Source organism: Actinomadura sp. RB99, from assembly GCF_014706005.1.
Lineage (GTDB): Bacteria > Actinomycetota > Actinomycetes > Streptosporangiales > Streptosporangiaceae > Spirillospora.
This window is the reverse complement of record NZ_JABMCA010000118.1, coordinates 1-18,959: the sequence shown is the minus strand read 5'-3', so window position 1 is coordinate 18,959 and position 18,959 is coordinate 1. Positions and strand designations below refer to the sequence as shown.

17 protein-coding genes are annotated in these 18,959 nt (G+C 73.0%); 14 read left to right on the top strand and 3 right to left on the bottom strand.

The window, feature by feature from the left end:
• From amrb99_RS47195 to amrb99_RS47150, 10 genes are all read left to right on the top strand, one after another.
• On the top strand, positions 1-826 hold an 826-nt coding region (locus amrb99_RS47195), incomplete at its 5' end, for a HAMP domain-containing sensor histidine kinase (RefSeq protein WP_190868630.1).
• A gap of 101 nt (positions 827-927) precedes the next feature.
• Positions 928-2,148, top strand: coding sequence for a 1-deoxy-D-xylulose-5-phosphate reductoisomerase (dxr, locus tag amrb99_RS47190; protein ID WP_190868635.1), 1,221 nt, complete (start codon positions 928-930; stop codon positions 2,146-2,148).
• 68 nt (positions 2,149-2,216) lie between these two features.
• Complete coding sequence (locus amrb99_RS47185; RefSeq protein ID WP_190868629.1) at positions 2,217-3,416, top strand: RIP metalloprotease; 1,200 nt, start codon at positions 2,217-2,219, stop codon at positions 3,414-3,416.
• Positions 3,417-3,526: 110 nt separating this feature from the next.
• On the top strand, positions 3,527-4,720 hold the full coding sequence (ispG, locus tag amrb99_RS47180) for a flavodoxin-dependent (E)-4-hydroxy-3-methylbut-2-enyl-diphosphate synthase (protein ID WP_277820238.1): 1,194 nt from the start codon (positions 3,527-3,529) through the stop codon (positions 4,718-4,720).
• Positions 4,721-5,051: 331 nt separating this feature from the next.
• Positions 5,052-6,710 carry an alpha/beta hydrolase gene (locus tag amrb99_RS47175; protein WP_190868628.1) on the top strand — a complete coding sequence of 553 codons (1,659 nt, stop codon included), beginning with the start codon at positions 5,052-5,054 and terminating at the stop codon, positions 6,708-6,710.
• A 360-nt stretch (positions 6,711-7,070) separates the two neighbouring features.
• Complete coding sequence (locus amrb99_RS47170; RefSeq protein WP_347257170.1) at positions 7,071-8,672, top strand: alpha/beta fold hydrolase; 1,602 nt, start codon at positions 7,071-7,073, stop codon at positions 8,670-8,672.
• A 139-nt stretch (positions 8,673-8,811) separates the two neighbouring features.
• Complete coding sequence (locus amrb99_RS47165; protein ID WP_190868627.1) at positions 8,812-10,389, top strand: alpha/beta fold hydrolase; 1,578 nt, start codon at positions 8,812-8,814, stop codon at positions 10,387-10,389.
• A 119-nt stretch (positions 10,390-10,508) separates the two neighbouring features.
• Entirely contained in the window at positions 10,509-11,351 is an 843-nt protein-coding gene (locus amrb99_RS47160) for a GNAT family N-acetyltransferase (protein ID WP_190868632.1), read from the top strand.
• Positions 11,352-11,465: 114 nt separating this feature from the next.
• Positions 11,466-12,464 (top strand): helix-turn-helix domain-containing protein, encoded by a 999-nt coding sequence (locus amrb99_RS47155; RefSeq protein WP_190868626.1) that lies wholly within the window; start codon positions 11,466-11,468, stop codon positions 12,462-12,464.
• Between the two features lie 116 nt (positions 12,465-12,580).
• The gene (locus amrb99_RS47150; RefSeq protein ID WP_190868625.1) at positions 12,581-13,489 is read left to right on the top strand and encodes a hypothetical protein; all 909 of its coding nucleotides are present in this window, start codon (positions 12,581-12,583) and stop codon (positions 13,487-13,489) included.
• A 1-nt stretch (position 13,490) separates the two neighbouring features.
• Here the strand turns inward: amrb99_RS47150 and amrb99_RS47145 are convergent, their stop codons facing one another.
• Together amrb99_RS47145 and amrb99_RS47140 are read right to left on the bottom strand one after the other, a co-directional pair.
• Complete coding sequence (locus amrb99_RS47145) at positions 13,491-13,883, bottom strand: DUF3037 domain-containing protein (protein ID WP_347257171.1); 393 nt, start codon at positions 13,881-13,883, stop codon at positions 13,491-13,493.
• Between the two features lie 35 nt (positions 13,884-13,918).
• Positions 13,919-14,746, bottom strand: a complete 828-nt coding sequence (locus amrb99_RS47140; protein WP_190868624.1) for a HipA family kinase — start codon at positions 14,744-14,746, stop codon at positions 13,919-13,921.
• A gap of 45 nt (positions 14,747-14,791) precedes the next feature.
• On the opposite strand from amrb99_RS47140, the gene amrb99_RS47135 reads away from it, so the two are divergent.
• The 3 genes from amrb99_RS47135 to amrb99_RS47125 all read left to right on the top strand — a co-directional run bounded on the left by amrb99_RS47135 (position 14,792) and on the right by amrb99_RS47125 (position 17,145).
• Entirely contained in the window at positions 14,792-15,472 is a 681-nt protein-coding gene (locus tag amrb99_RS47135; RefSeq protein WP_190868623.1) for a cyclase family protein, read from the top strand.
• 138 nt (positions 15,473-15,610) lie between these two features.
• Positions 15,611-16,309, top strand: a complete 699-nt coding sequence (locus amrb99_RS47130; protein ID WP_347257169.1) for a protein phosphatase 2C domain-containing protein — start codon at positions 15,611-15,613, stop codon at positions 16,307-16,309.
• A gap of 359 nt (positions 16,310-16,668) precedes the next feature.
• Positions 16,669-17,145: a hypothetical protein gene (locus amrb99_RS47125; RefSeq protein WP_190868621.1), complete on the top strand. Its 477-nt coding sequence runs from the start codon at positions 16,669-16,671 to the stop codon at positions 17,143-17,145.
• A 392-nt stretch (positions 17,146-17,537) separates the two neighbouring features.
• Here amrb99_RS47125 and amrb99_RS47120 read toward each other — a convergent pair whose 3' ends face one another.
• Entirely contained in the window at positions 17,538-18,194 is a 657-nt protein-coding gene (locus amrb99_RS47120) for a TetR/AcrR family transcriptional regulator (protein WP_190868620.1), read from the bottom strand.
• 108 nt (positions 18,195-18,302) lie between these two features.
• Here amrb99_RS47120 and amrb99_RS47115 point away from each other — a divergent pair, with 108 nt between their 5' ends.
• Positions 18,303-18,851 (top strand): carbonic anhydrase, encoded by a 549-nt coding sequence (locus amrb99_RS47115; protein ID WP_190868619.1) that lies wholly within the window; start codon positions 18,303-18,305, stop codon positions 18,849-18,851.
• Positions 18,852-18,959: the final 108 nt, after the last annotated feature.

The window sequence follows — 18,959 nt, the reverse complement described above, 5'->3', positions numbered from 1 at the left end:
TGGCGCGTGGGCCGCCGCCGGCCGGGCGCTGCGGCCCGTGGAGCGGCTCGACGCGGAACTGGCCGAGATCACCGCCGCCGACCCGGCCCGCCGCCTCGCGGTCCCGGACGGCCGCACGGGGGCGGGCCGGCTCGCCCGCCGCCTCAACGGCGTCCTCGACCGGCTGGAGCGCGCGACGCTGCACCGGCGGAGGTTCATCGCGGACGCCTCGCACGAGCTGCGCACGCCCCTGGCCGGCCTGCGGACGCAGATCGAGCTGGCCCTCGCCGACCCGGAGGATCCCGAGCTCGTGGACACGCTGCGCCGCTCGCTGCGCGACAGCGAGCGGCTGCACCGCATCGTCGACGACCTGCTCGCGCTGGCCCGGCTGGAGTCGGGGACGATGCCGGACCGCGAGCCGGTCGACCTCGCGGCGCTGGTCGAGGCCGAGGCCGCGCGGCGGACGGCCCCGGTCCGGGTGCACGCCAAGGCCGAGCCCGGCCTCACCGTGCACGCCGACCGGTTCGAGGTCACCCGGCTGCTGCTCAACCTGCTCGACAACGCCGAGCGGCACGCGGACGGGCTGGTCGAGGTGGAGGCCCGGCAGGAGGGCGACAGCGCGATCGTGGAGGTGCGCGACGACGGGCCGGGCATTCCGCACGCCGACCGCGACCGTGTCTTCGAGCGCTTCACCAGGCTGGACACCGCGCGGAGCCGGTCCGAGGGCGGCAGCGGCCTCGGCCTGACGCTCGCCCGGCAGATCGCCGCCGTCCACGGCGGGACCCTGCGGGCCGCGGACGGAGCGCTCGGCGCGCGCCTCGTGCTGCGCCTCCCGCTCGCCGGCTGACCGGCGCCCCGGACCGCGTCCCGCCGGTCCGGCGCCGGGCCCGCCGGCGCCCGGCAGGGCGGCGGGACGCCCGCGCGCCGATGTCCGACAATGGTGCGGTGATGTCTCCCTCTGGCGCCGCCGCGCCCTCCGCACGAGAACTCGTCGTCCTCGGCTCCACCGGCTCGATCGGGACCCAGGCCCTCGACGTCGTCCGCCGCAACCCCGACCGGTTCCGGATCGCGGGCCTCGCGGCCGGCGGCGAGCGGGTGGAGCTGCTGGCCGCGCAGGCGCTGGAGTTCCGCCCGGAGGTCGTCGCGGTGGCCAAGGCGTCCGCCGCGCAGGAGCTCCAGCTGGCGTTCTACACCGAGGCCAAGCGGCGCGGCTACGCCTCCGGCGACTACGCCATCCCGAAGATCGTCGCCGGTCCGGAGGCGGTCGCCGAGGTGGCGGCGTGGCCGTGCGACGTGGTGCTGAACGGGGTGACGGGCGCGCTCGGCCTGGCCTCCACCCTGGCCGCGCTCGACGCCGGCCGCACGCTCGCGCTCGCCAACAAGGAGTCGCTGATCATCGGCGGGCCGCTGGTGAAGGAGCGGGCGCGGCCGGGGCAGATCGTCCCGGTCGACTCCGAGCACTCGGCGCTCGCGCAGTGCCTGCGCGGCGGCCGGGCGGAGGAGGTGCGGCGGCTGGTGGTGACCGCCAGCGGCGGCCCGTTCCGCGGCAAGGCCCGCGCCGAGCTGGCCGACGTCACGCCCGAGCAGGCGATGAAGCACCCGACCTGGGACATGGGCCCGGTCATCACCATCAACTCCGCGACCCTGGTCAACAAGGGCCTGGAGGTCATCGAGGCGCACCTGCTGTTCGACGTCCCGATGGACCGGATCGAAGTCGTGGTGCACCCGCAGTCGATGATCCACTCGATGGTGGAGTTCACCGACGGGTCGACGCTGGCGCAGGCGAGCCCGCCCGACATGCGGCTGCCGATCGCGCTCGGCATCGAGTGGCCGGACCGCGTCCCGGACGCCGCGCCCGGCGTCGACTGGACGCAGGCGCACACCTGGGAGTTCTTCCCGCTCGACGACGAGGCGTTCCCGGCCGTCGCGCTCGCCCGCCGCGCCGGCGAGCTGGGCGGGACGGTCCCCGCCGTCTACAACGCGGCCAACGAGGAGTGCGTGGAGGCGTTCCGCGCCGGACGGCTGCCGTTCCTGGGGATAGTCGACACGATCACGCGGGTAGTGGAGGAGCACGGGTCCGGGACGCCGGGCGAGCTGACGCTGGACGATGTGCTGGCCGCCGACGCCTGGGCGCGCGCACGGACCAGGGAAGCGACCGGCCTGGGCTGAGCCCCGCGGGGCCGGCCGGGCGCCGGAGGAGATCCCTCGGGCGGGACCGGACCCGGAAGGGGGATCGGATGGCCTTCGCCTTGGGCGCGGTGGCGTTCGTCATCGCGCTGCTGGTGTCGGTGATGCTCCACGAGGGCGGGCACCTGCTCACCGCCAAGCGGTTCGGGATGAAGGCCACGCAGTACTTCGTCGGGTTCGGCCCGACGCTGTGGTCGCGGACCCGCGGCGAGACCGAGTACGGCGTCAAGGCGATCCCGCTCGGCGGCTTCGTCAAGATCATCGGCTATACGCCGCTGGAGGAGGTCGACGAGGCCGACCGGCCGCGCGCCTTCTACCGCCAGCCGGCGGGGCGGCGCGCGATCGTCATCGCGGCGGGCGTCGTGGTGAACTTCGTGTTCGCGTTCGTGCTGCTGATGGCGATGGCGATGACGGTCGGCGTCCGGCAGCCCGGCACGGTGACCACGACGGTCGACCAGGTCAGCACCTGCGTGCCGGCGCGGCTACAGGACGACTGCGGCGGCGGCCGCCCGGCGTCGCCGGCGAAGGCGGCGGGGCTGCGCGCGGGCGACCGCGTGCTCTCCTTCAACGGCACGCCGGTGGCGGACTGGGACGAGCTGCGCGACGCCATCGACAAGGCCAAGCCGGGGGAGACGGTCCCGGTCGTCGTGCAGCGCGCGGGCGTCCGGCAGCCGGTGACGTTGCGCATGCGGTTGGCGGACGTCGGCGGGGAGCCGTTCGTCGGGCTGTCCGCGCGGGTGGTCGGCTCCGGCTACGAGCGGACGGGCCCGGTCAACGCGGCGGTGTTCGGCGGCCGCGCCATCGGCAGGACCGTGCAGAGCATGGGGCAGATCGTGGTGGACCTGCCGGCGGCGATCCCGAAGCTGTTCACCCCCGAGCGGCAGAGCTCGCCGGGCGGCCAGGTCGGCAGCGTGGTCGGCGCGACGGAGGTGTCGGGGCAGATCTTCTCCTCGCACAGCACCGTCCGTGACAAGATCGCTCTGTATCTGTCGCTGGTCGTCTCGGTGAACATCTTCTTAGGAGCGCTCAACGTCGTCCCTCTGCTGCCGCTGGACGGCGGGCACCTCGCGGTCGTCGCCTACGAGCGGTTGCGGGTGCGCTTCAACGCCGTCAGGGGACGTCCGGATCCGGGCACCGTCGATATGACCAAGCTCATGCCCTTGACATATCTGGCGGTGCTGGTGCTGGTGGGGCTCGGCGTGCTGCTGATCCTCGCGGACCTGGTCAACCCCCTCCAGATGCCGCAATGAGCGAGAAGGTTTACCGGGCGTAGCCGAGCGGTCACACTATTCCATGCCGGTCGCCGTCACCTCATCCATGCGGGGCGCCTAGGCTGGGCAGAGCGAGTCAGAGGAGAGGGATGAGCGTTTCACTGGGTATTCCGACGGTCCGCGGCGAGGGCGACGGACAGGGGGCGCAGAGCCTGGTCGCGACGCGCCGCAAGTCGCGCCAGATCATGGTCGGCGACGTGCCGGTCGGCGGCGACGCGCCCGTGTCGGTGCAGTCCATGACCACGACCCTCACCGCCGACGTCAACGCCACGCTGCAGCAGATCGCGGAGCTGACCGCGTCCGGCTGCCAGATCGTCCGGGTGGCGGTCCCGTCGCAGGACGACGCCGAGGCGCTGCCCGCGATCGCCAAGAAGTCCCCGATCCCGGTCATCGCCGACATCCACTTCCAGCCCAAGTACGTGTTCGCGGCGATCGACGCGGGCTGCGCGGCGGTCCGGGTCAACCCGGGCAACATCAAGAAGTTCGACGACAAGGTCGGCGAGATCGCGCGCGCCGCGCAGGACGCGGGCGTGCCGATCCGGATCGGGGTGAACGCCGGCTCGCTGGACAAGCGGCTGCTGGAGAAGTACGGCAAGGCCACCCCGGACGCGCTGGTGGAGTCGGCGCTGTGGGAGTGCTCGCTGTTCGAGGAGCACGGCTTCCGGGACATCAAGATCTCGGTGAAGCACAACGACCCGGTCGTGATGATCCAGGCGTACCGCAAGCTCGCCGCCGCCTGCGAGTACCCGCTGCACCTCGGCGTGACCGAGGCGGGGCCGGCGTTCCAGGGCACGGTGAAGTCGGCGGTGGCGTTCGGCGCGCTGCTGAGCGAGGGGATCGGCGACACGATCCGGGTGTCGCTGTCGGCGCCTCCGGTCGAGGAGGTCAAGGTCGGCACGGCGATCCTGGAGTCGCTCGGGCTGCGGCAGCGCGGCCTGGAGATCGTGTCGTGCCCGTCGTGCGGCCGGGCGCAGGTGGACGTCTACACGCTCGCCGAGCAGGTCACCGCGGGCCTGAAGGACTTCCCGGTGCCGCTGCGCGTCGCGGTGATGGGCTGCGTGGTGAACGGCCCCGGCGAGGCGCGGGAGGCCGATCTCGGCGTCGCGTCCGGCAACGGCAAGGGCCAGATCTTCGTCAAGGGCGAGGTCGTCAAGACGGTGCCGGAGTCGCAGATCGTGGAGACGCTGATCGAGGAGGCCATGCGCATCGCCGACGACATGGGCATCGAGATCGGCGAGGACGGGTCGGTGTCCGGCCCGGGCGCGCAGGTCGTGGTGAGCTGACGCCGGCGCGGTGATGTGACGGCCGCGGCCGCGTAGGCGGCCGGGGCGGGCCCCGACAAGGGTCCTCGGGTGATGAGCCCGGGGGCCCTTTTTCGCGTTGTGGCCGGTGGCCGGGGGTGGCGGTGTGCCCGGCCCGGCCGGTCGCGGCGCGCACACCCCACGGAATGCCCGGAACCGGAACGTTCGGGTGGATCACAAAGTTCCGTGGATCTTGTCACGATTCCGCATCTGGTCACGACAAGCTCTGTTGTCGGACTTGTCCGCAGAGCAACAATCTTCACTTGTTTGCCCAAATGTCCGACTCATCCGAGTCGACAGGTTAGGGGGATATGTGAAGAGGACTGTCGTCGTGGCCGCGGTGGCCGGGCTCGGGCTGGCCGGGCTCGGCACCGCGAGCGCACAGGCTGCGGGCCCCTCCGCGGCCGGCGGGTTCGACCCCGCCGCGGTCAAGTGGCACGCCTGCCCGGCGGACTTCGTCCAGCAGGTCCACGACCTGTACGACGGGCTGTACCCGGTCTCCAAGATCGTGCAGTGCGGCGAGCTGCAGGTGCCGCTGGACTACGCGCAGCCGAACGGCAAGAAGATCACGCTGCAGCTGACCCGCACCCCGCACACCGGCACGGGCGCCGCCAAGGGCGACATGGTGGTGAACCCGGGCGGACCGGGCGGCGGCGGCGCGCTGTTCGGCCCGCGGGTGTTCGCGCAGAACTCCGCGGCGCTGAAGGACGCCTACAACGTCATCGGGTTCGACCCGCGCGGCGTCGGCATGAGCGTCCCCTCGCTCAGCTGCGACCCGAACTACACCAACGCCCCCCGCCCCGACTACGGCACCGGCGACCGCGCCTCGGTCTCCGTGTGGCTGAAGAAGTCCAAGGCGTACACGGACGCGTGCAAGAAGGCCGACAAGATCGGCCTGCTGAACCACATCAAGACGACCGACTCCGTCCGCGACATGGAGTCGATCCGCAAGGCGCTGAGCGACAAGAAGCTCGACTACTACGGCGCCTCGTACGGCACCTACCTCGGCTCCGTCTACGCGACGATGTTCCCGAAGACCGTGGGCCGGATGGTGCTGGACGGCAACGTCGGCCCGTCGGACGTGTGGTACGACGCCAACCTGAACCAGGACGTCCAGTTCGACAAGAACATGGACTACTACTTCGGGTGGATCGCCAAGTACGACTCCGTCTACCACCTGGGCACCACCCAGGCGGGCGTGCGGTCGTTCTTCTACAAGCTGCGCGCCACGCTCAAGACCAAGCCGGTGTACTACACCGACCCGAGCAGCGGCCAGAAGTTCGCCGTCGGCCCGGACGAGCTGACCGACGTGATCCAGAACGCCGCGTACCGCCGCAGCCAGTCCCTGTGGAACGCCTACGCGGTGGGCCTGGAGGCGTACAAGGCCGGTGACGCCGAGACGTTCGTCGGCACCTTCGGCGCGCAGACGACCGGCGGCGCGGACGACAACGAGTTCGCCGTCTACAACGCCGTGCAGTGCACCGACGTCCAGTGGCCGACGAGCTGGGCGAAGTGGGAGCGCGACAACGTCCGCATCAACAAGAAGCACCCGTTCCTCACCTGGGGCAACGTGTGGTTCAACGCGCCGTGCCTGACCTGGCCCGCCAAGGCCGGCACGCCGGTGAACGTCGGGCGCAACCCCCAGCTGCCGCGCAACATCCTGCAGTTCGAGGGCAGCGAGGACGCGGCGACGCCGCTCGCCGGCGCGCTCGACATGCACCGCCGGCTCAAGGGCTCGCAGCTGGTGATCCAGGACGGCGACCGCACGCACTGCATCGTGCACCGCGGTTCGGCGGCCGTGGACGCCATCTTCGACCGGTACTTCCTGACCGGGGAGCGTCCGGGCCAGTCCGTCACGCACGTCCCGCAGCTCGGCGACCCGGTGCCGCCGGCGCAGACGTCCGCCAAGACCAGGTCGCTGTCCACGACGGTGACGAAGGCGGCGCGGCTGAGCGACGACGTCATCCGCTGAGACCCGTGACCGGCTGACCGGGCGTCCGCCCGGCCGGCCGCCGCGGAACGGCCGAGAGGGCCCCGGGGAGCGATCCCCGGGGCCCTCTTCGCATGCCGGTCGCCCGCAGATCGACCGCAGACCGACCGCAGACCGACCGCAGATCGCCCGCCGGTCGTTCGCCGGTGCGTCCCTCGCGGACCGACATCACGAACATTGGTGGATCTTGTCACGATTTCGCATCTGGTCATCAGCGACTCTCCCGCCATATCGCCCCGAACCGCCACAATCACCACGCAATCCACGCATCCGCATGCATCGGCGCCGCTCCCCCCTCCGAGCCCGACGGGGGCTCCGGAGCCGCCGATACGAGGGGGTCAAGTGAGAAGGATCGTCATCGTCACGGCCGCCGCGGCCGTGGCGGCCGGCGGCACCGTCGCCGCCGTCTCCGCGAACGCGGCCACCGGCCCGTCCGCGGCGAACCTGGTCGCGGCGAGCGGCATCAACTGGGGCAAGTGCGAGGTCAGCGGGCCGAACGACCCGATGAACAAGGCCCAGTGCGCCCAGGTCCAGGTGCCGCTCGACTACGCCAAGCCGAACGGCCGCAAGATCTCCATCGCGGTGTCGCGCTACAAGCACACCGACGACAAGAACTACCAGGGCGTGCTGTTCGTCAACCCGGGCGGCCCCGGCGGCACCGGCATCGAGTACGCGCCCGCCCTGGCCCGCTGGATGGGCGGCGTCGGCCACGCCGCCACCGCCGCCAAGTACGACATCATCGGCTTCGACCCCCGCGGCGTCGGATCCAGCCAGCGCGCGCTGACCTGCGACAAGACCTGGTACGACCCGGTGCGGCCGGACTACGTCCCGCAGACGGCGAAGGACGAGGCCGTCTGGAAGGCCAAGGCGAGGAAGTACGCGGAGGACTGCCGGCGCAAGTTCGGCTGGATGCTGCCGCACATGCGCACCACCGACGCCGCCCGCGACGTCGACGTCATCCGCGGCGCGCTCGGCCAGCAGAAGATCAGCTGGTACGGCTTCTCCTACGGCACCTACTTCGGCGCCACCTACGCCACGCTGTTCCCGAACCGCGTGAAGCACATGGTGCTGGACGGCAACGTCAACCCGAAGACGGTCTGGTACGACGCCCAGCTCGAGCAGGACAAGGCGTTCGAGAAGAACATGAAGTCCTGGTGGGCCTGGACCGGCAAGTGGGACTCGGTCTACCACCTCGGCACGACCGAGAAGGCCGTCGAGGCGAAGTACTACGCCGCCCGCGCCGCCGCGAAGAAGTCCCCGATCGGCGGCAAGATCGGCCCGGACGAGCTGGACGACATCGTCCTGACCGCCGGCTACAACACCGGCTACTACATCCCGTTCGCGCAGGCCCTGTCGGACTGGGTGAACAAGAAGGACGCCTCCGGGCTGCTCGACTGGCTGAACACCGGCGGCGAGGACAACGACTTCGCCGTCTACAACGCCGTCCAGGCCGCCGACGCCAGGTGGCCGCGGAACTGGAACAAGTGGCACAACGACGCGGCCAAGCTCTACAAGGAGGGCTACCGCTTCAACACCTGGAGCAACGTCTGGTTCAACGCGCCCATCGCGTTCTGGCCGTTCCAGGGCGGTCCCGCGCTGAAGCTGAAGGCGAGCAAGAGCCTGCCCGGCATGCTGCTCGTCCAGTCGTCGCAGGACGCCGCGACCCCGGTCGCGGGCGGCTACAACATGCACAAGGTGTTCCCGTCCTCGCGGCTCGTCCTGGAGGTCGGCGGCAAGACCCACGCCAACACGCTGAACGGCAACGCGTGCCTGGACGACAAGGTCGCCGCCTACCTGGACACCGGCGCGCTGCCGAAGAGCGCCAAGGGCGCGGACGCCTACTGCAACGCCGTCCCGGCGCTGAACGACCCGAACCCGACGGCGATGACGGCCAAGGCCGCCGGCGCCGTCGCGGGCAAGGACCTGCCGATCGGCCGTCCGTAACGCCCCGGTTCACCGCGTGACGCTCGCGGCGCGCCCGTCCCTCGCCGGGACGGGCGCGCCGCGAGATCCGTTTTCGGACGGAATCGCGCGAAGCCCGCGGTTCCCGCGACACGCGCGGGGGCGCAGGTAGAAAGCGGGGGTGCTGAACCACGCTGGAAGAAGGGCCGCCGCCGGGACCGCCGCCGCCGTCGCGCTCGCCGTCGCCGGTACCGCCGCCCCGTCCCCCGCGACCGCCGCCCCCGGACGGCCCGCCGGGCTCGCCTGGCACCCCTGCCCCGCCAAGGACCCGGTCGAGGGCGCCCGCCTCAAGGGCCTGCAGTGCGCGACGCTCCGGGTGCCGCTCGACTACGCGCACCCGCACGGCGAGCAGGTCACCCTGGCGCTGTCCCGCGCGCGGCACACCGCGAAGAAGAGCCAGGGCGCCGTGCTGCTCAACCGCGGCGGGCCGGGCGCGCACGGCCGCGACCTCGCGGGCGTCTTCCGCGCGGCGATGCCCCGCGGCGTCGCCGCATCCTACGACTGGATCGGCTTCGACCCGCGCGGCGTCGGCGCGAGCCGGCCCGCGCTGGTCTGCGACAGGAGCTACCAGGACCCGGGGCGCGCGCGTCCCGACACCGTCCCGGAGAACGCCGCCGCCGAGCGGGCGTGGAAGAAGCGGGCCCGCGCCTACGCCCGCGACTGCGCGAAGCGGTACCGGACCGTCCTGCCGCACATGGGGACGGCCGACTGGGTGCGCGACCTGGACGCGATCCGGCGGGCGCTGCACCAGCGGAAGATCAACTACTTCGGCTACTCGTACGGCACCTACCTCGGCGCCGCGTACGCCTCGGCCCACCCCGACCGCGTCCGCCGCATGGTCCTCGACAGCGTCGTCAAGCCGAGCGGCGTCTGGTACGGCGACAACATCGACCAGAACATCGCGTTCGAGAAGCGCATCAAGGCGTTCTTCGCCTGGGTGGCCGATCACCACGCGCTCTACCGGCTCGGGAAGAGCGCGGGCCGGGTCGCCGGCGCCTACGACCGCGCCCGCGCCGCGCTGAAGGCCAAGCCGATCGATGGCAAGATCGGCCCGGACGAGCTGGACGACACGTTCCTCGCCGACGGCTACGGCGACTACGGCTGGGCCGCGCACGCCGCCGCGCTGTCGGCGTACGCCGTCCGGCACGACCCGGGCCCGCTCCGCAAGGTGTGGCAGCCGCCGTCCTGGCTGGACCAGAACAACTACGCCGTCTACAACGCCGTGCAGTGCCGCGACGCCGCATGGCCGCGCGACTGGCACCGCTGGCACTCCGACAGCGTGCGTCTCTATCGCGAGGGCTACAAGTTCGAGACCTGGAGCAACACCTGGTACAACGCGCCCTGCGCGTACTGGGGCGCCCCCGGCGGGCGGCCGCCCGAGGTGGGCGCCGGGTCGTCGCTCGCGCCGATGCTGCTGGTCCAGGGCACCGAGGACGCCGCCACCCCCTACCCGGGCGCGCTGGAGACCCACCGCCTGTTCCCCACGTCCCGGCTGCTCGTGCAGGTCGGTGGGGGCAACCACGGGGTGACGCTCTCGGGCGACCGGTGCGTCGACCGCACCGTCGCCGCCTACCTGGGCAAGGGCGCCCTGCCGCCGGACCGGCCGGGCCCGGACGCCACCTGCAAGGCCCCGGCGCCGCCCCGGCCCGGTCCCGCCAAGAAGGCCGGACGCTCCCACCACGCCGCCTCGCGCAAGTGAATCCCCCGGTGGGGGAGCCGGTGGAGGTACGAGCACCGGGGACGTCATAGGCTTGTCGGCGTGGTGCTGACAGTGCTGTACGCCGCGGCGGCCCGGTCCGGGAGCCGGTAGCCGTGCGCATGCTGGGGTCGCTGCCGGTCCGGGTCCTCGACGACCGGTACCGCGCGGAGGCGCTCGCGATCCTCGACGCCGACCCGGTGGCCAACGTGTTCGTCGGTTCCCGCGTGCACGCGGCCGGGCTCGACCCGCGGCGCCTCGGCGCCCAGATGTGGGGCTACATGCGGGACGGGCGGCTGTCCGCGCTGTGCTACTCGGGCGCCAACCTGATCCCGGTCGCCGCCGGGCCGGAGGCGATCCGCGCGTTCGCCGAGCGGGCGCAGGCGCAGGGCCGGCGCTGCTCGTCGATCGTCGGGCCCGTCGACGCGGTCGGCGACCTGTGGGAGATCCTGGCGCCGTACTGGGGGCCGCCGCGGGCCGTCCGCGCGTCCCAGCCGGTGATGGCGACCTCCGCCGTCCCGGACGTCCCGGCCGACCCGGGCGTCCGGCGGGTGCGGATGGAGGAGTTCGACGTCGTCTACCCGGCGTGCGTCGCGATGTTCACCGAGGAGGTCGGCGTCTCCCCGAACAGCGGCGACGGCGGCGTGCTGTACCGGGCCAGGGTCGCCGAGCTGATCCGCGACGGCCGCGCGTTCGCCCGTATCGAGGACGGCCGGGTCATGTTCAAGGCGGAGGTCGGCGCCGTCACCCCGCGCGCGTGCCAGGTGCAGGGCGTGTGGGTCCCGCCGGACCTGCGCGGGCGGGGCCTGTCGGTGGCCGGCATGTCGGCGGTGGTGCGGGAGGCGCTGCGCGGCATCGCGCCGACGGTGTCGCTGTACGTCAACGACTACAACACGCGGGCGCGGGCCGCCTACCGCCGCGTCGGCTTCGCCGAGCACGGCTCGTTCATGTCGATCCTCTTCTAGCCGGCGGCGAGGGCCCGGCGGTCGACATTTCCAGAGAAGCCCGACTTGTCGGAGCGTGCCGGATCTGCGGCGGACGCCTGACTCGGCGCCCGATCGGCCGGTACGATCCACGCCGTGGAGTTCGCCGAGGCGTTCCGGCAGGCCGTCCAGGCGAGCGGGCTCACCCTGGAGCGGATCCGCCACCGGCTCGGCCGGCGCGGCCTCACCGTCAGCGTGGCCACGCTGAGCCACTGGCAGCGCGGCCGCAGCCGCCCCCGTTCCCGCGCCGCCGTCGCGATCCTGGAAGAGGTTCTAGGGGTGGCGCCCGGCACGCTCACCGGTCCGCTGGACGAGGCCGGACCCGCCCCCGCCCCGGCGCGCGGGGGAGGGCCGTCCGGCGCCGCGCCCGCCTCGCCGGCCGCGGCGGGCGAGCTGTGGCCCGACCCGCGGCGGTACGCCGACCTTGTCGGGCAGCTCGACCGGTCCGGCGACCACCGGCTCGAACGGCTCAGCGTCCACGACGTCTACCGGCTGGACGCGGACGGCCCCCGCTGGACGCTGTCGGTCCGCGCCGTCCTGCGCGCCGCCGGCGACGACGTCGACCGCGTCGTCTGCGTCCACCGGACGGGCCCGGACGCTCCGCAGGGCGACGCCCCGGCGGGCGACGTCCCGGTGGCCGACGCCCGGGCGGGCGGCGCTCCGGTAGGCGGCGATCCGGCGGAACCGGCCGAGCCGGGGGAGGGCGCGGCGGAGCTGTCCGCCGTCCGGTACTGCCGGCCCGGACGGGTCCGCGCGGGCGGCGGGCTGATGGCGTTCGAGCTGGTCTTCGACCGCGTGCTCACGGCAGGCGAGACGGCGGTGATCGAGTACGACCTCCGGCCGTCCGGACCGGACCCCGGCGGGCCGCCGGACGGCTACGACCGGCGCTTCTCCCGGCCCGTGCACGACTACGTCGCGATCGTCCAGTTCGGCGCCGGGCGGCTGCCCGCCCGCTGCTACGGCTTCACCGCCGACGGGCCGCTCGCGCCGCGGCGGCGGCTCGGCGAGCTGTGGATCGGCACCTCGGGAAGCGCCAACATCGCGGTCGGGCCCGTCCGGCACGGCATCGTCGGGGTCGAGTGGGAGTGGGAGTGACGGAACGGGCGGTCGACTTCGGGACGGCGGAGCCTTACAGTGAGGCCGGAGGTCGTGAACACGGCGGTCAAGGCCGTGCGGCGGGGGCCGGCCGGAGCGGATCCGGAGGCCGAGCTGTGCAGAGCGTGGCGGAGGACGACCTCCTCCAGGTCCTGCGGTACGGGCCCTTCAACGTGGCCCTGCACGCCGCCATCCAGGCGCGGGGCCTCAGCCTCGAATCGCTGCGCCGCCGGCTGGAGGCGCAGGGCGTCGCCGTCAGCCTGTCCACGCTGAGCTACTGGCAGCGCGGCCGGACCCGTCCCGAACGCGCCGGGTCGCTGCGCGCCGTCCGCGGCCTGGAGGTCATCCTCGAACTGCCCCGGCACTCCCTGCTCACCCTGCTCAAGCCGAACGCCGAGCGGCCGCCCGGGCCGTGGCCGCCGATCGAGGAGCTGTGCCCCGAGCCCGGCGTCCGCGACCTGCTCGACGAGATCGGCGACGGCGGCGAGCGCCTCCTCACCGGGCTCAGCCTGCACGACCAGCACGTCATCGGCCGCCGCCGGGAGCTGCGCGAGATCCGCACCCGCGCGGTGTTCCAGGCGCAGCGGCGCGGCGTCGACCGCTGGATCGCCGTCTACCACAATCCGCACGGCGCGCTGCCGGCGTCGCGGACCGCGCGGGGCTGCCGGTTCGGCCGCGTCCGGATGGACGCCTCCAGCGGCCTCATCGCCGCCGAGCTGCTGTTCGACCGGGCGCTCGGCCGCGGCGAGACGTACCTGCTGGAGTACGGTTTCGGGTTCGGCGAGTCCGGCCCGCCCGCCACCGAGGAGGGCCGCGGGTTCCGCACGCCCCAGCACGAGTACCTCATCGAGGTGAGCTTCCATCCGGCCGCGCTGCCCGCTCGCTGCTACCGGACGTGGCGCCCCGACGGCCACACCGCCCTGCAGGACGCCGCCGACCTGCGGCTGTCCAGCTACCACAACGTCCACTTCATCGAGTTCGGCATGCCGGCCGGCTACCACGGCATCCGCTGGGAGTGGTCCTGACCTAGGTGACGAGGAGGCCGAGGAGGCGGTCGAGTTCGGCGGCCGGATCCCCGGTGAGGCCGGCGTGCACCGGCCCCGGCTGGACGATCGTGCTGCGCGGCGCCGTCAGCCACCGGAACCGCGCGCCCGGCGCCTCCTTCGCGGCCTGCCCGGCGCCCGCGCCGCCGCAGCAGATCGCCTCCACGCCCTTCAGCGCGGACCGCACGCCGTCCAGGTCCAGCGCCGGGTCCAGGGCGCGCAGCCGCGGCTCGTCCAGGTGGGTGCGGCAGCCGAGGTAGTCCAGCGCCCGGCAGTACACGACGACGCCCACGTTCATGCTCTCGCCGCGCTCGACCCGGGGGACGACGCGCAGCGCCGCGTACTCGAAGACGGTGGGCTCGCCGGCCCCGCGGATGTTGCTCGTGCGGATGTCGCTCCTGGGGGCGTCGCTCACGAGGGACCGCCCAGCCAGCCCGGGCGGTTCTCGCCGCGCCGCGCCCCGGTGTCCGGCCGGTGGCCGCTGACGTCCAGGTCGGGCAGCCAGTCGCGGGGCTTGCCGGCGCGCGGCAGCAGGATGTCCACGTACGCGTCGCGCAGCTCCTGGGGACCGGCGAACCCGGGCTCGTTCTCCAGCCACCGGTCGGGCACCAGCCCGGTCACCTCGCGCAGCAGCGCCTCGGTGATCTTCGGCGCCAGCTCCGCCTCCGCCTCCTCCAGCCGCGTCGCGAACGGGGTGAGCACGTGGTCGTCCACGTCGTACGGGCCGGAGAACAGCCGCGCGGCGTTCGCCCACGCGTGGTGGAAGATGAGGCTCGCGCCGTGGTCGATCAGCCACACGTCGCCGTGCCAGACCAGCATGTTCGGGTTGCGCCAGCTGCGGTCGACGTTGCCGATGAACGCGTCCAGCCACAGCACCCGCGACGCGAACAGCCGGTCGGGCCGCCAGCCGAGCGGGTCGAACCCGAGCGAACCGGGCAGGAAGTCGACGCCGAGGTTCCAGCCGGGGCTGGCCTTCAGCAGGTCCTGCACGTCGGGGTCCGGCTCGTGCCGGCCGATGGCCGGGTCGAGGTCGATGAGCACCTGGTCGGGGACCCGGAAGCCGAGCCGCCGCGCCAGCTCGCCCGCGATCACCTCGGCGATCAGCGCCTTGCGGCCCTGCCCGGCGCCGTGGAACTTCATGACGTAGGTGCCGAGGTCGTCGGCCTCGACGACGCCCGGCAGCGACCCGCCCTCGCGCAGCGGCGTCACGTAACGGATGGCGGTCACATGTGGCAACACGCCGCAACGCTACCGGGTGCGCGCGGGCCCGGGATAATCGGCGGCATGGCCGCTGAGCTGCTCGACCTGTCCGTCCCGATCACCACCGGAATGCCGGTGTACCCGGGCGACCCGGAGGTGGAGGCCGTCCCCGCGCTGACGGTCGCGGACTCCGGGGTGAACGTCCTGCGGCTGCACATGGGCTCGCAGACCGGCACGCACGTGGACGCCCCCTTCCACATCGACGACGCGCTGCCCCGGCTGGACGAGCTGCCCCTCACCCGCTTCACCGGCCCGGCGGTCGTCATGGACGCGTGCGGCCTCGCGCCCCGCGCGCCCATCTCCCCGGACCTGCTCCCGGACGGCCTCGCGCCCGGGGTCGTCCTGCTCATCGCGACGGGCTGGTCGTCGCGCTGGGGGACGGACGAGTACCTCGCCCACCCGTACCCGTCGCCGGAGACGGCCGAGGCCATCGCCGCCGCCGGCGTCCGGACGGTCGGCATCGACGCGCTCTCCGCCGACCGGACCCCGCCGCCCGGCTCGGACGACTTCTCGCTCGCCGCCCACCGGATCCTCTGCGGCGCCGGGGCCGTCATCGCGGAGAACCTCACCGGCCTCGGCCCGCTCGTGGCCGCGCAGGCCGAGGGGCGCCCGATCGAGGTCTCGCTCTTCCCGATCGCGCTCGCCGCCGCCGACGGCGCCCCCGTCCGCGCCGTCGCGCGCCTGGGCTCCGCGCGCACGCCGTAGGCGGGTGCGCGCCGTTCGTCCCCTATGGCGGGCGCGATCCGTCCATGATGGGGGTGCGGGGACGATCGAGAGGGCGGTGCGATGCGGGTGGCATGGGCGACGGACCAGGGGAGTCCGGAGCGGCTCAATGAGGACTTCGTGGCGGCGGCTCCGGGAGCCGTCGTGGTGCTCGACGGCTGCGGGCTGCCGCTCGGCACCGACCTCGGGTGCGTGCACGGGACGGCCTGGTACGCGCGCTCGCTCGGGACGCGGCTGCTCGCGCGGATGCTGGACGGTCTCGGCCCGCAGGCCGGGCCGCCCGTGGCGCCGCCGGAAGGCGTGCACCGCCCGGCGCGGCGCCCGCTGGTGGCGCGGCTGGCCGGGGCCATCGCGGACGTGGCGGCCGCGCACCGGGCGAGCTGCGACCTGGGCGTCCCGACCACTCCGGCGGCGACGGTGCTGGCGGTGCGGGTCCGGGGCGACCTGGTGGACTACCTGGTGCTGGCCGACTCGACGATCCTGCTGGAGCGCGTCACCGGCGAGGTGGAGGAGATCACCGGCGGCCACCACTACGCGGCGGCGGACCCGGGCGCGGCGGACGCGGCCATCACCGGCACGGTCCCGCTGGGGGAGCTGCGCCGGGTGCTGATGCTGACGGACGGCGCGACCCGGCTCGCCGACATGTTCGGCGCCACCGGCTGGGACGGCCTGGCGCGGCTGGCCGCCGAGCAGGGGCCCGGCGCGGTCGTCGAGCGGACGCGCGAGGTGGAGCGCACCGACCCGCAGGGCCGGCGCTGGCCGCGCCACAAGATCCACGACGACGCGACGCTCGCGGTCTGCGCGTTCTCCGGCTCCTGAGCCCCGGCCGAGACGACGCGACGACGCCACGACGCGACGATGCGACGACGCGACGACGCCACGGTCGCCGTCTGCGCGCTCGACTCCCGCCGACGATCGCCGCAGACCCGAGTGGACTCCCGTGCGGTAGGTACCGACCGCCCTGTGGCATTCCCGCGTGACCAGCATGCATATCGCCGTTCAGCGACGTCGAAAGAGTCATGCGGATGGGTGCCGCCGAGCGATTCTGTGAAAATTGCGTTCACTTCGAAGATCTCCAGCGATCTGTTGCGAAAGTGCTCGCCGGCAGGACAGTACCGAGCATGGATCGCATACGCGGCAGCGTGTGCGGCCAATCGATCTCTCAACCGGGAGGAACGTTGTCCACACGCCTGATGGCCCGCCGGATCGGTGTGGCCGCCGCCGGGGTGGCGGCGGTCTCGCTGCTGGCCCCGACCGCGGCCTATGCCGACGGCTCCAAGCGTGTCAAGTTCGACGTGCAGGCCAAGCTCGCGCACGGCGACCCGTATTCGTCGCGCGCCAAGGGAAAAGCCTGGTTCTATGACGGCCTCATCGGGGACCGCGCCGGATGGGACATCTACGTCTACGACCGCTCGAAGACCGGCAGATGGTGCGGAAAGGTCAAGGTGGTGGCCGATCTCCCCGCGCAGGTCGACGTGCAGTACAACGGCCCGAGGGTCTGCGGATACAACAAGAGCAAGCACTGGGTGGTGAACAAGACGACGGCGTGGACGCTGATCCGCGGTCTCAAGATCCAACTCTGCGAGATCGAGCCGGTCAGCCAGGCCAACCAGAAGTGCGTGACCAAGAAGTACGTCAAGAACCCGTACTACTGAGCCGAGCTGAATCCGCGGATCACGAGCCGTTCGCGGGCGACCGGAAGCGGCCCTTGATGCGGAGAATCCTGCTTGCAGAGGCAGGGTGACGGGGCGATTCCGCCGAGTCACGGCGTGCCGTTGCCACCGCCGATGGCAACGGCACGCCCGCCGCCTCTTGGTGGTCCGGCTCGGTCGCTCTGCCGAAAGATCCCCATGCGCCGCGGACGTATGCCATCGGCGATATCCGGATGTCTTTTCCATCCCTTTGTGAGAGTTCTGTAAGGAGCTCTTTCCTGTGCCGCCTGTTCTGCAGGGCGTACTTGACGGCCTGGATCCTTTGGAACCGCTCGTCCGGGCCGCGGCGATCCGGGTGCCGGTGAGGTGGTAGGCCGGGGCGGAACGCGCCCGCGTCAGAGCCCGCGGAGGATGAAGGCGAAGAGCGCGTCGGCGAGCGCCGCGTTGGCGGCCCGCGGCATGTCGCGCAGAGGCCCGTGGTTGCGGAGCATCGCCATGCCGTGGACGCAGGACCACACGGTGAACTCGGCGTCCGGGCGCCGCTCGGCAGGAAGCGCGCCCGCGGTGACGAGCTCGTCGAGGACTCCGCTCAGCACCGACAGCGGCGTCCTGCCCTCCGCGTCGCCGTCGGACAGGCCCTCGGCGAACCTGAGGTGGCCGGGGACGGCGAAGACGGTGTCGAACAGACCCGGCTCGGACGCCGCGAAGCCCAGATAGGCGGTGCCGACGGCGCCGAGCCGGGCGACCGCGCGGTCCTTGCTCCCCGGCCGGGCGGTCACCAGCCCCAGCTCGTGGTCCATCCGCTCGACGAGCGACCGCATCGCCTCGGCGCACACGGCGTTCAGGAGCGCGTCCCGGTCGGCGAAGTGCCGGTACGCGGCGTTGGGGGCGACGCCGACGATCCGGGTCGCCTCCCGCAGCGTCACCGCGCCGGGGCCGCCCGACCGGGCCAGCTCCACGCCCGCCCGGACGAGGCCCGACCGGACCACGCCCTTCGGCCGGCGGCCGCTCCGCCGCTCCGCGCCGGCCGCCGCGACGCCGTCCTCGCTCACGCTCCCGCCCCTTTCACCGTGGCCGAGTCCCTGCCGCTCGCCGCATTTAGTGGACGGTGTCCACAAGGGCGCGTAAAGTGGACGGTGTCCACATAGATGGGAGCCGCCGTGACCACCCTCGACACCCTCCTCGACCGGAACCGCCGCTTCGCCGCCGCGGGCCCGCCCGCGGACCTGCCATTGTTCCCCAGGCTGAAGACGATCGTGATCTGCTGCGTCGACCCGCGCGCCGACCCGGCCGCCGTCCTCGGCCTCGGGCTCGGCGACGCCCTCGTCATCCGCAACCTCGGCGGCAGGTTCACGCCCGGCACCTTCCGGACGATGGCGGCGCTGCGGGCGATCGCCGAGGCCGAGGGCACCGATCCGGGGCCGGGATGGAACCTCGTCGTCCTGCACCACACCGACTGCGGGATGACCCGCCTCCGCGAGCACACCGGCCTGCTCGCGGACGTCTTCGGCGTCGACCCCGGCGACCTCGGAGGCAAGGCCGTCGGCGACCCGGTGGCCGCGGTGGCCGCCGACGTCGCGGCGATCAAGGCGAACCCGTTCCTGCCCGCCGCCTTCCAGGTGTCCGGCCTCGTCCACGACCTCGCCACCGGCCTGGTCGACGTCGTCGTGCCGCCGGCCCCGCTCCGGCCCGGAGCGGACGCTTCCTAATGCTGTTGTCAAGCCGCAGCGGTGACCGGTGGTGTGAGCTGATAGCACCGTCCGTCACGCAGAAGTGCCCACAGAACGTTCACTCGTCGGCGGGCCAGGGCCAGTACG